General features: G+C 55.3%; 13 protein-coding genes and 1 pseudogene. 6 read left to right on the forward strand and 8 right to left on the reverse strand.

Annotation, left to right across the window (positions count from 1 at the left end; translation table 11 throughout):
- The 4 genes and pseudogenes from BJL95_RS04535 to BJL95_RS04550 form a co-directional block, all read right to left on the reverse strand.
- Positions 1-352 (reverse strand): annotated as a pseudogene (locus BJL95_RS04535) (citryl-CoA lyase); the annotation flags it as partial.
- Positions 353-360: 8 nt separating this feature from the next.
- Positions 361-1,119: an SDR family oxidoreductase gene (locus BJL95_RS04540; protein ID WP_064031601.1), complete on the reverse strand. Its 759-nt coding sequence runs from the start codon at positions 1,117-1,119 to the stop codon at positions 361-363.
- A 13-nt stretch (positions 1,120-1,132) separates the two neighbouring features.
- On the reverse strand, positions 1,133-3,001 hold the full coding sequence (locus BJL95_RS04545; protein ID WP_083385644.1) for a thiamine pyrophosphate-binding protein: 1,869 nt from the start codon (positions 2,999-3,001) through the stop codon (positions 1,133-1,135).
- Between the two features lie 564 nt (positions 3,002-3,565).
- Positions 3,566-3,964, reverse strand: coding sequence for a DUF805 domain-containing protein (locus BJL95_RS04550; RefSeq protein WP_071155851.1), 399 nt, complete (start codon positions 3,962-3,964; stop codon positions 3,566-3,568).
- Between the two features lie 172 nt (positions 3,965-4,136).
- On the opposite strand from BJL95_RS04550, the gene BJL95_RS04555 reads away from it, so the two are divergent.
- Positions 4,137-4,517, forward strand: a complete 381-nt coding sequence (locus BJL95_RS04555) for a lipocalin family protein (protein ID WP_064031599.1) — start codon at positions 4,137-4,139, stop codon at positions 4,515-4,517.
- A gap of 1,038 nt (positions 4,518-5,555) precedes the next feature.
- A complete protein-coding gene (locus tag BJL95_RS24475) occupies positions 5,556-6,650 on the forward strand; it encodes a hypothetical protein (protein ID WP_139306129.1) in 1,095 nt (364 codons plus the stop codon).
- Positions 6,651-6,937: 287 nt separating this feature from the next.
- Here the strand turns inward: BJL95_RS24475 and BJL95_RS04560 are convergent, their stop codons facing one another.
- The 4 genes from BJL95_RS04560 to BJL95_RS04575 form a co-directional block, all read right to left on the reverse strand.
- On the reverse strand, positions 6,938-7,237 hold the full coding sequence (locus BJL95_RS04560; protein WP_064031596.1) for a type II toxin-antitoxin system RelE/ParE family toxin: 300 nt from the start codon (positions 7,235-7,237) through the stop codon (positions 6,938-6,940).
- Complete coding sequence (locus BJL95_RS04565; RefSeq protein ID WP_071155853.1) at positions 7,231-7,419, reverse strand: hypothetical protein; 189 nt, start codon at positions 7,417-7,419, stop codon at positions 7,231-7,233. The genes BJL95_RS04560 and BJL95_RS04565 overlap by 7 nt, the downstream gene beginning before the upstream one ends.
- A 21-nt stretch (positions 7,420-7,440) precedes the next feature.
- The gene (mfd, locus tag BJL95_RS04570; RefSeq protein WP_071155855.1) at positions 7,441-10,884 is read right to left on the reverse strand and encodes a transcription-repair coupling factor; all 3,444 of its coding nucleotides are present in this window, start codon (positions 10,882-10,884) and stop codon (positions 7,441-7,443) included.
- 173 nt (positions 10,885-11,057) lie between these two features.
- Positions 11,058-11,804, reverse strand: coding sequence for a flagellar brake protein (locus tag BJL95_RS04575; protein ID WP_071155857.1), 747 nt, complete (start codon positions 11,802-11,804; stop codon positions 11,058-11,060).
- A 79-nt stretch (positions 11,805-11,883) separates the two neighbouring features.
- Between BJL95_RS04575 and BJL95_RS04580 the strand changes: the two genes are divergently transcribed.
- The 4 genes from BJL95_RS04580 to rimO are packed head-to-tail and all read left to right on the forward strand — an operon-like array spanning position 11,884 to position 14,149.
- Complete coding sequence (locus BJL95_RS04580) at positions 11,884-12,204, forward strand: multidrug efflux SMR transporter (protein WP_064031592.1); 321 nt, start codon at positions 11,884-11,886, stop codon at positions 12,202-12,204.
- Positions 12,204-12,497 (forward strand): DsrH/TusB family sulfur metabolism protein, encoded by a 294-nt coding sequence (locus BJL95_RS04585; protein ID WP_064031591.1) that lies wholly within the window; start codon positions 12,204-12,206, stop codon positions 12,495-12,497. Before BJL95_RS04580 ends, BJL95_RS04585 begins: the two co-directional genes overlap by 1 nt.
- Positions 12,488-12,820, forward strand: a complete 333-nt coding sequence (locus tag BJL95_RS04590) for a TusE/DsrC/DsvC family sulfur relay protein (RefSeq protein WP_071155859.1) — start codon at positions 12,488-12,490, stop codon at positions 12,818-12,820. The genes BJL95_RS04585 and BJL95_RS04590 overlap by 10 nt, the downstream gene beginning before the upstream one ends.
- An 18-nt stretch (positions 12,821-12,838) precedes the next feature.
- Positions 12,839-14,149, forward strand: a complete 1,311-nt coding sequence (rimO, locus tag BJL95_RS04595; protein ID WP_071155862.1) for a 30S ribosomal protein S12 methylthiotransferase RimO — start codon at positions 12,839-12,841, stop codon at positions 14,147-14,149.
- Positions 14,150-14,206: the final 57 nt, after the last annotated feature.

Consider the following 14,206-nt stretch of genomic DNA (forward strand, 5'->3'; position numbering starts at 1 on the left):
CGCGAGCGCCGCCGGCCTGACCGGCGCCGACCGCCAACGCCGCCATCAACGACGAGGCGGCCGGCGAGCCGCACACGCCGCCGCACATGGCAGCATGCACGGCCGGGTCGCGCGGGCCCGGATTCGCCAGCGCCAGCGCCAAGCTGTCCAATAGGGCGGATTGTTCGGCGTTCGGCGCTTCCGGCATGAACAGCATATACAAGAGATCGGTCCAGCGGGCCTGGCCCAGCATTTCCCCGTAAACGTCGTAGCCTCGGCAATAGGCGGTTCGGGTGGCGAAACGGTTGTCGGACTCGGCTTCTTCCCGCCAGATGCGGGTGCGTATCGTCGGGATGGTTTGATCGGCGCTCATAATGCCTCCTAGGGTAAACAAACTAAACTGATGCCGCCGTCGACGACGATTTCTTCGCCGACGACATAGGCCGAATCGTCGGACGCCAAAAACAACGCGACCTTGGCGACTTCCTCCGGCGCGCCGAAGCGCTTGATCGGCGAACGGCCCTCGATATCGGTTTTGATGGCTTGAAACACGTCGCCGGGTAACGGCAGGCGGTTGAAGCCTTCGGTATCGATAGGGCCGGGGTTGATCGCGTTGACCCGTATGCCTTGTCCTATCAAGGTTAATCCCAACGATTGCACCATCGAACGCAAGGCCGCCTTGCTGGCGGCGTACACGCTGAAATTGGGGGTGCCGCTACGGTTGGTGATCGAGGTGGTGACGATGATGGAGGCGCCGGGTTTGAGCATCGGCAAGGCTTTTTGGATCGTAAAAAACACGCCCTTGAAATTGACCCGCATGATGCGGTCGAATTGGTCTTCGGTGGTCAGTTCCAACGGTGTCGGTTCGGCGATGCCGGCGTTCAGAAACAGAATGTCCAAAGTTTGAAAATGTTGGCCGACCTGTTCCAGCAGGGCTTCGATGTCGTTCAGACAACCGGCCTCGCTGACGAGGGCCAGCGTGTCGTCGCCCAACTGTTGGCGGGCGGTTTCCAAGCGTTCCGGGTCCCGTCCGGTGATCGCCAGCCGGGCACCCTCGGCGAGGAATAGTTTGGCGCTGGCCAGGCCGATGCCGCTGGAGCCGCCGGTAATCAACGCGGTTTTACCGCTGAGTTTGTTCATGAAGTCGCCCCGCTTATAAGGTGTTGGTCAGGACGCGCATCCGTACGTTCATCGGCGGCTCTTCGTCGGGATCGATCAGCACGTCAAGCAGGGTCGGCCCCTTGCGCGCGCAAATCGCGGCGATATTCAGATTGGCCAAGTCTTGCGGCGAGCGGATCGTGTAAGCGTCGGCGCCGAGGGCGCGGGCCAGGGCCGCGAAGTCGCTGGGCGGCAAATCGCAACCGATTTGTTCGGCCCCGGCCAAGCGCTGGCCGTGTCTGACCATGCCCAACGACTGATCGTTGAGCACAATAAACACCACCGCCAGACGCTCGGCGACCGCGACCGAAATTTCCTGACCGTTCATCAACATGCTGCCGTCGCCGGTGATGCACACGACCGGCTGACGGCGGTTGGCGATCGCGGTGCCGATTGCGCCGCCGATCGCCCAACCCATCGCCGCGAAATTCATCGTTACCCGCAACCAGCCGCCGTCGGTGCGGCGCAGCCCCGGCGTGATCTTGCGGCCGCCGCCGCCCAATCGGCGTTCGCCGACCCGTCGGTCGATGCCGGGATGCAGATAATGTACGGCCCAGGAGACGCTGTTGCCGGTGTCGGCCAGGAAGCGGGTGGTCGGCGGAAACAGTTGGCCTAATTCGCGCATCAAGCGCTGCGGTTTCAGCGGCGTGGCATCGCTTTGATATTTTTCCGGCGCGCTTAACAGTTGGTGGGGGTCGTGTTGGTCGACCTTGTGTTCGCGGGAGGCGCGCTGCCGGGCATATTCGAAATTGTCGGTTTTTTGCTGGTGATGCAGGTGCTCGACCAGCCGGCTGAACACCGACAGAATACGGCCGCGCACATGCAGGCGGGCCATCGGCGTACGCGACAGGTTTTCCTCGGACTCGTCGATGTGTACCAGGCGCTCGTTGAGCAGGCTGTCGCTCCAGCCGCCGCTATTCCACTCGCCCATGTTGGCGCCGATGGCCAGGATCAAATCGACCGATTTGTCCCGTAGCGCGGCGTCGGCGGTTTCGTGGCCGCCGAATCCGAACACGCCCCGGAACAACGGATGGCGGGGATTGACCAGGCCCTTGCCGTCGGGCGTGGTGACTAGCGGCGTGCCTTTCAGCGCGGCGAATTGCAGAATCGAACCGATCGCTTCGCCGCAACCGCCGCCGATCAGCAGAACGACGTTTTGGGCCTCGGCCAGCATGTCGCGCAATTCGGTGATGGCGTCGTCGTCCACCATCGACGACGGCGCCAGCAGTTGCTCCAGGTTGTAGGACGGTGTGCCGCGGCTGCAGGGGCTGCGGAACACATCCACCGGCACGGTCAGATGCGACGGTCCGCGCGGGGCGCGAATCGCCCGTTGCAGCGCGGTCACCAGTTTGGTTTCCAATTGCTTGGGGTGGGAGACCAACGAGTTGTATAGCGTGCAATGCCGGAACATGCCCAGCGTGTTGATGCCGGTGCACGAGGATTCTTGCAAGGGGTATTTGCCGAACGCCGGCAGGGCCGGCTGGCCGGTAATGACCAACATCGGAATGTTGTTGTCGTAAGCGCAGGCCACGCCGGTAATCAGGTTGGTGGCGCCGGGACCCGATGTCGAGCAGCAGACGCCGATTTTGCCGGTTTCCCGAGCGTAGCCGTCGGCCATGAAGGCGGCACCGGCTTCGTGGCGGGCCAACACGTGACGGATACCGCCGCGCCGGCTGCTACGGGCGATGGCGTTGTAGAGCGGCTCGATGGCGCCGCCGGGAACGCCGAAAACGTATTCGACCCCCATCTGTTCCAGATAGGCGACCAGCAGATCGGCGATGTCCGCCGGCTGCGAATGTCTGGGGTCGGCGATGTCGTCGATTAGGTCTGTATGGTGATGAATCAGGGAAATTTGCGCGCTCATGGTTACCCCGCGAGGTTAAACAATACCGGGTTATCGATAGCCGAATGGTTCGGGTGCCGGAACAGCGCCGCCGCGCTGCTTGCGGCAGGGTTGGCCGAACTTGGCCGGTGCGGTTCCGAAGAGAAAGTGTAGAGGAGCAATTTCCGCCGGTAGCGCGGGGGAATCGGGAGCGTTTCCAAATCGGGAGGGATTTTACGCGTGGCGGATGGTGGCGCGGCCGGATTGGCGGCTAAGCTTGGCCGGGGTACGCTTTATTCCAAGGCCGCTCGGGTTTTCTGTATCTTTTTGAGAAAATCGGCAAGCGTTGTCGCTCTGCTGCAAGCTCGATTGATCGCGAGGCGCCGACGGGCATTTAGGCGCTGGAAGGACAAGTCCAATCTGTGAAGAGGCTAACAAACGAATTTGCCTTGCCCGCGATTTGATGGAAGCGACGGCTGAGAAATGCCCGCCTTCAGGCTAACGGATTTGCGAAGTGGATCGCAAATTCATCTGAGTCGCCAGATGCCGATTGCGGCGAACAGGCCGGGCTGACGAGTGCTGGCTTTGACGGCTGGCGACCAAGCGTTACCGAAACAGCCAAATCGCCAACCAGGGCACTACCAGAATCGCCAAGCCGGTTTGCCAGGTTGCTAAGGATGCGTTGGGCGGCGGCGGTTCCAGACGGTCGGCATCCGGGCTGCTGGGAATAAAGGCCAGTATGAGGGCGACCAGCAGCATGAACGGCGGCGCAAACAAAAATCCCAGTAAAATGCCCCATGCCGACGAGCCCAGATCGCGAGCGCGTTTGATCATTGCCGTGATGCCGAACAGACCGAGACCTCCGACCAAGGCCCAATAAAAACCGTTGCGGATGTCGTCGGACCACTGCTCCGGCCGCAGTTCCAGCATGTAGATCACCAGCGCGGCATTCAAAAGACTGGGCAGGCCCAGGGCGATAAAGCGGGAGCGGTCGTAACGAAGCATGTTCGCGGGTATTCCGAAAGGTGGCGCAAGTTGGGATTTTAACGCATTCGGATTGACGCGCGCCCGTTCTTACGAACGGCGGCCGGCCGCGCTAGCTTGAATATTAGGTACTTTACGTCGCCCGGAGCGTAGAATGCGACCCTCCTATATCAATAAAAGTCGGGGGTTGGACATGAAGAACATAACATTAGCGCTGGTTTTGTCGGTCGTCGCAAGCCAGGCGTTTGCCGATGTCCCGCTGCAATCCGGCGACGAAGTACAAGGCAGTTGGAAACTGGAATACACCAAAAAATCGGCGGCGACTCAAGAAACCATCAAGCGGGAAGACACGTGGACTTTTGGCGCCGGCAAGGTCACGATTACCCATATCCCGCGCGAAGGCAGCTATTACGACCAATCGCCGGTGAATTACGAAGTGGAAAACGGTAAATTGAAAATTTCCTTGCTGGGCCGGTCGGATAAATTCGATATCTTCTCGCTGGTCGAAAAGGACGATAAGACGATGACGTTAAAAGGCAAGTTTGGGGATATTTACCACTTTAACAAGAAATAGATTGATTTAACGGTAGGGCGGCTTCGCGGTGGCAAGCCGCCAGACCTTAATTAGTCGGCGGACTATCGTTATATTTAGAATTCGCGGTCGGTCTTATGACGATTTGAATTGTCAGCTAACTTGAGGGGTAAGATCACCCGCCTTACCCTATCGCGAACCGCAACGCCAGTTCTTCCCGAAGGCGCTGTGCAATTACCGCAATGGTACCAATCGGTAGCCTTGGGTTTGATTCTGGATTGCGCGCCAGGTTGTTATACCCTGGTCGGATCGCAGATTTCGGCAAACGGTCAGATCATCAATCCCACCCGTGTCGATTGGCAATCCTATCCGGCCTTCATCACTCCGCCCGGTTATTGTCAGCGCATTACAACGAGTCGGGCAACGAGGCGTATTTGCTTCCGCTACAGGATGCCGGCTTGCAGACTTATTTGCGGAGTTTGGATATTAAGTTTGTATTGCCGGATGGTAGTGTTTCGCGGTGAGGTGGGGACGTGTTCTGAAGGTTGTTTGGGCTGATGGGCTATCGTTAGTAGGTATTTCCTGACGGGCAGCTTGTATTTTTGAGCTACTGAGATTGGAAAACAATGTTGAATCAAGTGTGAGGTGAGTTTACGAATCGTAGCGTTCGTGAACGAGGTGTTACGGTATTTACGGGCAGGATCGTTAAGTAGTAGTTGTGTCGCTGGCGCAACGGCTGGTTTTGATGTCGGTTCGCGGACCGACAACCGTGATACTTTCATTTGTGTGGCCAAAAGAAAGTATCCAAAGAAAAGGCCACCTGGATGCCGCTTATGCTCGGCGCGGCATACGGGGGGGCAAATCGCGAAATTTGAAATCGTCTAATATCGGGCGTAGGCTATAAATCATCGGACGAATTAATGGCAGCGTATTCTCCGGATTATCGTAGGCCAAATTACGGTGCTATACGGCTTGGCTAATGAAGCCCTAAATATTGTGCGTTTTGTCCTTGGGTAACGATTGATAAGATTTTATCTAAATAGAAGAAGGCTGATATTCAGTCAGGGATTTGTAAGCTTAATGAATTATGAATGGCCATCAATTAGGGTTGTGCATTTAAAAGGAGGGCTACGCTGCGTAAATGAGGCTAGTCCTAAATGTGAACTTTACCCAACTTCACAAAATCAATCTTTTATTTTTAATACGCCACAATATAAGCAGCTCTATAGAAGTATCGAATCATTGAATCAAGAAATAATTGGAATTGAATTTATTGATAATTCATATCAAGCTAAAGGCGCTGATGTTCCAGAATGGCGAGCGTACAATAAATCTTGCAGTGATAGATGGAAAAATGAAAAGGCTGCCACATTATGGGGTGATATAGGAAATAGCGCATATACAATTAAAGATGGGCGCCTTTGGGACTTATCGAATCGAATATCTCACCAGTTGAGAGTGTGCGGTTGGAGGGTAAAAGAGTTGTCGGATACCTATCATGATCAGCTTGTAGCAGTTCTCGAGCGCGAGAATTACGCCAAAGAAGTTAAGTTTACGGATAGTTTTACATGGTTGTGTTATTTATCTATTCAGACATTCCTAGTTGATGCATGTATACTTAGAGATTATCTGGCAGAATTTATTGCAGCTCACATTGTTGATTATTATACACATAATCAACACATAACTTCTATGTCCGCATTGCTAAAAAGCATAAAGAAAGTATCTATAGAAGATATGTTGATTAGCGAATTATTATCAATAACTAGTGAAAATGGTTGGCTAAAAGCTTTGGGTGAGTATAGGGACTTGGTTGTGCACTCTGCTCCGATTGCTCGGGCAGAAAAAATTTTATTTGCAAATTACAGATTAATTGAATTTTGCAATAAAAAAATTCCGATTATTGAGTGTCCTATACCACAAAATCCATCCAGGGCCTTTAAAGCAAGGCATAATCGCTCTTTGTTCGAAGATTTTGATGAACTTATAAGGACTCTTGCTGGACTAACAGGCGAATCGAACATTAGTGTAGATGGATTAAACTATTGTCACTCAATGCTTGGTTCCTTATCGAGCTTTGCGTATAAAGTTGGCTTAAGATCACGAGTTGAGCCAGCTATAAAAACGATCTCCAATTCAGACGTCATTGGAGGGTTCATATATAAAAAAGTATGAACTTGCGTCGATTTATTTTGGCTTCTTGCTGAATTAGTGGATGGTTTTGTTCCTGTTATTAAGCCCCGAGCATCGCCGCTTTTGGCGAGCCCGCGTAGCTCCGAATAGCGAAGCGTATTCGGAGGAATTAAGGTGTTAAACTCGTCGGGTTACGTTTCACGAATCGGCTCTACATTTCTGGAATTCCAATTTGTAATGTTTGAGCCTCTCTTGCAGCGTCAACACGTTTCAATCTTCAATCGTTGCGTTAGCATTTGAAAAATTGCCGTTCCGTTGGATTTGCGTGTTTATTGGTCTATCGATAAGTCCGAATTTTTGAAATCGCGGCGTTTATGAACCACTGTGACAACATAGGCTTGATTAAACTTAATTTGGTAAATGATTCTCCAAGAATGCACGCCGATTTCCCTTAATTCCTGTTGTTCAAACTCGGGCACTTTTTTACCGAGGTAAGGAGACACCAGCAGGCTGTCGGTTTTTTGTATCAATTCCCGGATGATGCGTTTGGCAGTAAGCGGTGAATCCTGCGCGATGTAATCATGAATGGCTTTGAGGTCTGTTCTGGCGCGAGGCGTCCAAATTACCATTGCTCGATTTCGCGTAGCAAGATCTCGCTGCTAATGCCCTTGGCGTGCTCTACATCTTCTAGCCCCTGATATATTTTGTTCAGAACGTAGAGCCGATACACGATTTCTTCAAAATCTACCGTGTCTGGCAATAGATTGATGGCGGCGATGGCTTCTTGCTTGGCGGTTTGACAGTGCGACATATTACCTCCAAAAAATTAAAATCAAGATTTAGGTGCCAATCGTATCAACAACTTCTCCAAAAACGCCACCTTATCCTCCATATCCTTAAACGTGTTGGTAAAGCGCAATTTATCGGCGCCGTCGAATTTGTAGACCTGCGGCTGGCTTTGGATCATCAGGATTAACTCGCCGGTATCGATTTGCGGCGTGGCGGTAAACACGATGCGGCCGCCGCTGGCGTGGGCTTCGATTTTCTTGATGCCCAGGTTAGCGGCGTGTTGCTTGAGTTCGGTGACGGCGAACAAGGCTTTGACTTGATCCGGCAACAAGCCGAAGCGGTCGATCATTTCGATCTTGAGCTTGCGCAAATCGTCTTCGGTTTCGGCGCTGGCGATGCGTTTGTATAGCACCAGGCGGGCGTGGATGTCGGGCAGATAGTCTTCCGGGATCAACGCCGCGACTTGCAAATCCACTTCCGGGCCGGTTTCCAGCGGCGCGTCCAGCTCCGGTTGCTTGCCGGATTTCAAGGCTTTTACGGCTCGTTCCAACAGTTCGGTGTACAAGGTAAAGCCGATTTCCTGAATCTGGCCGCTTTGTTCGTCGCCGAGCAGCTCGCCGGCGCCGCGGATTTCCATGTCGTGCGAGGACAGCATGAAGCCGGCGCCGAGTTCGCCGGAGGTTTCGAAAGCTTCCAGGCGTTTGATCGCGTCCTTGGTCATCAAAGACTTGGGCGGCACGATGCAGTAAGCATAAGCGCGGTGATGCGAACGGCCGACCCGGCCGCGCAATTGATGCAACTGGGCCAGACCGAGCTTGTCGGCGCGATTGATGACGATGGTGTTGGCGCTGGGAATGTCGATACCGCTTTCGATAATCGTCGTCGCGATCAATAGATTGAAGCGCTGGTGGTAGAAATCCAGCATGATTTGCTCCAGCTCTCGCTCGGCCATCTGGCCGTGGGCAATCTGAATGCGGGCATCCGGCACCATTTCGCCGAGTTCGCGCATCATCTTGTCCATGGTCTTGACGTCGTTGTGCAAGAAAAACACCTGGCCGCCGCGTTTGATTTCGCGCTGGCAGGCTTCCTGGATTTGCGAGTCTATCCATTCGCTGACGAAGGTCTTGATGGCATGGCGGTTTGGCGGCGGCGTGGCGATGATCGAGATGTCGCGTAGGCCGGCCATCGCCATGTTCAAGGTGCGCGGAATCGGCGTCGCGGTCAGCGTCAGCAAATCCAGCTCGTAGCGCAGCTTTTTGAAATGTTCTTTTTGGGTAACGCCGAAACGGTGCTCCTCGTCGATGATGACCAAGCCCAAGGCCTTGTATTTCATCTCTTTGGATAACAGCTTATGCGTGCCAATGACGATGTCGACCTTGCCGTCGGCCAGATCGTCGGCGATGGCGTTTTGCTGCTTGGCGGTGACGAAACGCGAGGTGACTTCGACGCGCACCGGCCAGTCGGCGAAGCGGTCGCGGAAGTTTTGATAGTGCTGTTGCGCCAGCAGGGTAGTCGGCACCAATACCGCGACCTGTTTGCCGCTTTGCACCGCGACGAAGGCCGCGCGCATCGCCACTTCGGTCTTGCCGAAGCCGACGTCGCCGCACACCACGCGGTCCATCGGTTGCGGCGCGGCCATGTCCTGCAAGATGGCTTCGATCGCGCTGAGCTGGTCCGGGGTTTCCTCGAACGGGAAGGCGGCGGCGAAGGCGTTGTAATCGCTGTTGTCGATGTTGAAGGCAAAGCCTTCGCGGGCGGCGCGTTTGGCGTGGATGTCCAGCAATTCGGCAGCCACGTCGCGGGCCCGCTCCATGGCTTTTTGCTTGGCCTTGCTCCATTGTTCGCTACCCAGTTTATGCAGCGGCGCGTTTTCGGCGCTGACGCCGCTGTAGCGGCCGATCAAATGCAAGGAGGCCACCGGCACGTAAATCTTGTCGCCGCCGGCGTATTCCAGCATCAGGAACTCGGCTTCGATGCCGCCAACCGTCAAGGTCTGCAAGCCCAGGTAGCGGCCGACGCCGTGTTCCTGGTGTACCACCGGCGAGCCGACGCTCAGTTCGTCGAGATTGTTGAAGATGTTTTCTAGCGCGCGGGCGGCGGATTTGGCCCGGCGCCGGCGTTGCTGGACTTTCTCGCCGCTGAGCTGGCTTTCGGTGATGATGGCCAGTTTTGGGTCTTCAAGCCATAAGCCTTGGTCCAGCGGCGCGACGACGATGCAGGGCGAATCTTCGCCGCGTAAAAACTCCGGCCAGCTCTGTATCTGTTTGGCGCTCAGCTTGACGCTTTTTAGCTTGTCGATCAGGCCTTCGCGGTGGCCGGCGGTTTCGGCGACGAATAGCACCTTTCCGGAAAAGCCTTCGATAAACTGCCGCAAGCGTTGCGCGGGCTCTTTCAAGCGGCTGTCGATCGCGACGTCGGGTAGAACCCTGCAATCGAGCGATTCGCCGTGTTCGGCTTGATTGTCCAGCACGATACGGCTGAAGCCGGCGATGTGGTGCTGGATTTCTTCGGTCGACAAAAACAAACGTTCCGGCGGCAACAACGGCCGGTCGACATCGTATTTGCGCTGCTGATAACGCTCGTCGGCTTCGTGGTAAAACCGTTCTGCGTCGCCGGCGAAGTCGGCCGGCAACACGAATAACGCGGTCTGCGGCAAGTAGGCGAGCAGCGATTCGGTACGTTCGACGAACAAGGGTAAGTAATATTCGATCCCGGCCGGGGCGATTTGCTTGGAAACGTCGAGGTAGAGAGGGTTTTTCGGCGAGGCATTCGGGAACTGTTCGCGAAAGGCCTGGCGGAAGCGTTTGATCGCGTCGTCGCTAAACGGGAATTCGCGGGCCGGAAACAACTCGATCTTTGGCATTTTGTCTTGCGACATCTGCGTGTCGGGATCGAAGCTACGGATCGATTCGACGTCGTCGTCGAACAGCTCGATGCGGTAGGGCTGTTTTGACCCCATCGGAAACAAATCCAGAATCGAGCCGCGCACCGCGAATTCGCCGTGCTGGTAGACTTGCGACACACACTGGTAGCCCACCGCTTCCAGCTTGGCGCGAGTTAGCTCCAGGCTCAAGGTGCCGCCGACTTCGATCGCAAAACTGTGAGCGAGGATGTGCTCGCGCGGCGCCAGCCGGTGCATCAGCGTCGAGACCGGTACGATCAGCGCGCCGCGCTTGGTTTCCGGCAACAAGGCCAGCGTTCGCAGGCGTTCGGAGATGATTTCGGGTAGCGGCGAGAATACGTCGTAGGGTAGGGTTTCCCAGTCGGGGAATTGCAGGATGGGGTAGGCGTTGTCGAGAAAAAACGCCAGTTCGTGTTCCAGCCGTAGCGCGGTTTGAGTGTCTTGGGTGACGATAACCAACAGGCGCTTTTCCTGGGTAATAGCACTGGCCAGCGCTAGCGAGTCGCCGCAGCCGCTCAGGTCTTTGAAAGTTTGAGTGGCGGCGGAATCGGGTAGACTGGGAAGTTTGAGTGGCGAGCGAGTCATCGGTTATTGGCGGTGGAGAATGGCGAGGTGTGTGGCTGAAATTTGACGGTCGCGCTGGCCGCGCAAGTCGCCTGAAAAGTCTTGAGCGGAGATTGGTGGCTGGTATGCGCTTGAATCTTCGGAGGAGCGCCGACGTAAGAGCGAATCGACTGTCTGCCGATGATCTTGGCGCGCTAACCGATGTTTTTTTGTTGCCGCTCGATGTCTTGGACGTAACGTTGAATGCTGGATTCGAACATCTGCGAAACTTGGGTGAACTGGCAGCCGACCCGCTGCTGTTTACCGGCCGCTCCGGCCCGCATGGTGGCGATATCGCGGACCATGATGCCGACATTGGCGCGGCTGCCGTCGTTTAGATACAGCGCGCAATCGCCATGTTCGGCGCCCTGTTGCAGGAATTCGGAGAACTTGGTGTCGTTTACCAGCATCGCGAATCCGGAAATGCTCAGATCGGCCAACGGAAAAATTCCCGAGAGCGTTTGCGGATTGTTGTCTTCATCCACGGTGCGAAACTCGATTTCACAGAAACTGTTTTTATGCGAGAGCGGAATTTTTACTCGATAAAACTGGCGGCGCTGCATCCAAAATATCGCGTCCGGCAACGGCATCGCTAGAACCTGCATGCCGTTACGCTCGGTTTTTTTGATGGCTTTGCCCCGAAACGATACTTTGATACCGTCGAACTCGGTACGGAACAGGACTTTCGCCGAAGTCAGCAATTGTCGGTTCAGTTGCTCGTTGGGCGCGACATCGAGCGCCAGCAGATTGGCTTTCTGGTCGAGCTCGACGATGGTGGTCAAGAACGAAGCGTTGTCTTCGCCGAAATTCGCGGCGATGATGCACTTGTTTTTTACCAAGTCGGTCAAATGGCCATAAATCATTTTGGCGTTGCGAACGAGGTAGTCGGATTCTTTTTCCATTTACAGGGCTAAATAATGCGGTTTGACAGAAACGCTATTGTAAAATGCTCCGATTATAGCGTATGTCCGAGGAGAGTTGATGGGTTGGCTGTTGCTGTTGGCGGCGGGTTGTTCTGAGATCGTATTCGCGATCAGTCTTAAATTTAACGATGGCTTTACCAAGCTGTGGCCGAGCGTGGTGACCGGGATTTCCGGCGCCGGCAGTTTTTACCTGTTGATGTTGGCAATCAGAACCTTACCGCTGGGCACCGCGTACGCCGTTTGGACCGGTATGGGCGCGGTCGGCGTGGCGATCGTCGGCATTTTCCTGTTCAAGGAATCTTCCGATTGGATACGGTTGGCTTCGATTCTGTTGATCGTGATCGGCATCGTCGGCTTGAAACTGACCCATACCGAATAATGTTGCATATCGTGGCTTCCTCGCCGGTCAGGCCGGAATGGCTGGAGCGTATCGGCTCGGGCGATGACGTCGTGCTGTTGGATGCCGCCGCGTTGTCGGCTCGCGCCGGACATCGGGATAACCCGCTGTTGCAAAGCGTGCTGGATCGGGAATGTGGGGTTTTCGTGTTACGGGAATACGCCGAGGCCTGCGGACTTGCGCCGGACGCCGCGATGGCCGGCGTGGCCTGGACGGATTACGCCGGGTTGGTCGATTTGACGGTCAAGCATCCGGTGGCTCATACATGGCGTTGATAGTCGACGGTGCCGAATTGGCTACGACCGATGACGGGTTTTTGCGGAGTGCCGATCTGTGGAATCGCAACGTCGCCGACGAATTGGCGCGTCTGGAAGGCTTGGTGATCGAAGAGGCGCATTGGGAGATTTTGCTGTTTATCCGCGATTACTATCGAAAATTCCAGCATTTGCCGAATGCCCGGATGTTCGTCGCCGCGGCACGCAAAACCCTGGGTGAAGAAAAAGGCAATAGCCGCTATCTGCAAAAATTGTTTCCGCAAGGCCCGTTGAAATACGCCTGCAAAATCGCCGGCCTGCCCAAGCCGCCCACCTGTTTATAGTGTTATCGAGAATGTCGAATGAGTAACCCCCGTGTTGGATTTATCAGTCTGGGCTGTCCGAAGGCCCTGGTCGATAGCGAGCAGATCTTGACCCGCTTGCGTAGCGAAGGCTACCAAGTATCGCCGAATTACAAGGATTCCGATCTGGTGATCGTCAATACCTGCGGCTTTATAGACGCGGCGGTCGAGGAGTCGCTGGACAGCATAGGCGAAGCGCTGGCCGAAAACGGCAAGGTCATCGTCACCGGTTGTTTGGGTGCGCGGCAGGACGAGATTTTGGCGCGGCATCCGCAAGTGCTGAAAATCACCGGCGCTCACGCGACCGACGAAGTGGTCGAAGCTGTGCACGAGTATCTGCCGCCGGCGCACAATCCGTTCATGGACTTGGTGCCGCCGCAAGGGATTAAATTGACGCCCAAGCATTACGCCTACTTGAAAATTTCCGAAGGGTGCAATCACCGTTGTACGTTCTGCATTATTCCGTCGATGCGCGGCGACTTGGTCAGCCGGCCGTTGGACGAGGTGATGGTGGAGGCGGAAACGCTGGCTGCCGCAGGCGTTAAAGAGCTGCTGGTCGTGTCGCAAGACACCAGTGCTTATGGCTTGGATTTGAAATATCAAAGCCGCGATTGGCGGGGACGAGCTTACCAAACCCGCTTCCAAGACTTGGCGGTGGCGTTGGGCGAACTGGATATTTGGGTCCGAATGCATTATGTCTACCCTTATCCGCACGTCGATGATGTGGTGCCGTTGATGGCGGACGGTAAAATTTTGCCGTATTTGGATATTCCGTTTCAGCACGCCAGCAGCAGGATCTTGAAATTGATGAAACGCCCGGCCGCCGCTGAAAACAATCTGGAACGCATCCGTGCTTGGCGGCGCATTTGTCCGGATTTGACGATACGCAGTACTTTCATCGTCGGTTTTCCCGGCGAGACAGAGCAGGAATTCGCAGAGCTACTGCAATTCTTGAGCGAAGCGCAAATGGACAGAGTGGGTTGTTTCGCCTATTCGCCGGTCAAGGGCGCGGCGGCGAACGCGTTGCCGGACGCGGTGCCGGAAGAAGTCAAACAGGAGCGATTGGCACGATTTATGGAGCATCAGGCCGCGATCAGCGCCGAACGTTTAAAGCAAAGGATAGGCCGTCGTGAGGTGGTGTTGATCGACGAGGTTGTCGAAGAAGGCGCCGTGGCTCGCACTAAAAGCGATGCCCCGGAAATCGACGGTCAAGTGTTTATCGATGGTGCAAACCACCTGCGGGTCGGCGAATTCGTTGAGGTCGAAATCGAGGAAGCCGACGACTACGATTTGTGGGGCGCCTTACTCTAACGACGAAACGAGCCATCTCTCCGCGCCAAACGGTGCGGTTGGATGGATCGTGTTACA

It is taken from the genome of Methylomonas sp. LWB (genome assembly GCF_001856095.1).
GTDB lineage: Bacteria > Pseudomonadota > Gammaproteobacteria > Methylococcales > Methylomonadaceae > Methylomonas > Methylomonas koyamae_A.

Coding starts and splice junctions, on each gene's coding strand:
- BJL95_RS04560 (WP_064031596.1), bottom strand. CDS start 7,237: ATGGTAATTTGGACGCCTCGCGCCAGAACAGACCTCAAAGCCATTCAT.
- BJL95_RS04545 (WP_083385644.1), bottom strand. CDS start 3,001: ATGAGCGCGCAAATTTCCCTGATTCATCACCATACAGACCTAATCGAC.
- BJL95_RS04565 (WP_071155853.1), bottom strand. CDS start 7,419: ATGTCGCACTGTCAAACCGCCAAGCAAGAAGCCATCGCCGCCATCAAT.
- BJL95_RS04590 (WP_071155859.1), top strand. CDS start 12,488: ATGGCGTTGATAGTCGACGGTGCCGAATTGGCTACGACCGATGACGGG.
- BJL95_RS24475 (WP_139306129.1), top strand. CDS start 5,556: ATGAATTATGAATGGCCATCAATTAGGGTTGTGCATTTAAAAGGAGGG.
- BJL95_RS04585 (WP_064031591.1), top strand. CDS start 12,204: ATGTTGCATATCGTGGCTTCCTCGCCGGTCAGGCCGGAATGGCTGGAG.
- BJL95_RS04580 (WP_064031592.1), top strand. CDS start 11,884: ATGGGTTGGCTGTTGCTGTTGGCGGCGGGTTGTTCTGAGATCGTATTC.
- rimO (WP_071155862.1), top strand. CDS start 12,839: ATGAGTAACCCCCGTGTTGGATTTATCAGTCTGGGCTGTCCGAAGGCC.
- BJL95_RS04555 (WP_064031599.1), top strand. CDS start 4,137: ATGAAGAACATAACATTAGCGCTGGTTTTGTCGGTCGTCGCAAGCCAG.
- BJL95_RS04575 (WP_071155857.1), bottom strand. CDS start 11,804: ATGGAAAAAGAATCCGACTACCTCGTTCGCAACGCCAAAATGATTTAT.
- mfd (WP_071155855.1), bottom strand. CDS start 10,884: ATGACTCGCTCGCCACTCAAACTTCCCAGTCTACCCGATTCCGCCGCC.
- BJL95_RS04550 (WP_071155851.1), bottom strand. CDS start 3,964: ATGCTTCGTTACGACCGCTCCCGCTTTATCGCCCTGGGCCTGCCCAGT.
- BJL95_RS04540 (WP_064031601.1), bottom strand. CDS start 1,119: ATGAACAAACTCAGCGGTAAAACCGCGTTGATTACCGGCGGCTCCAGC.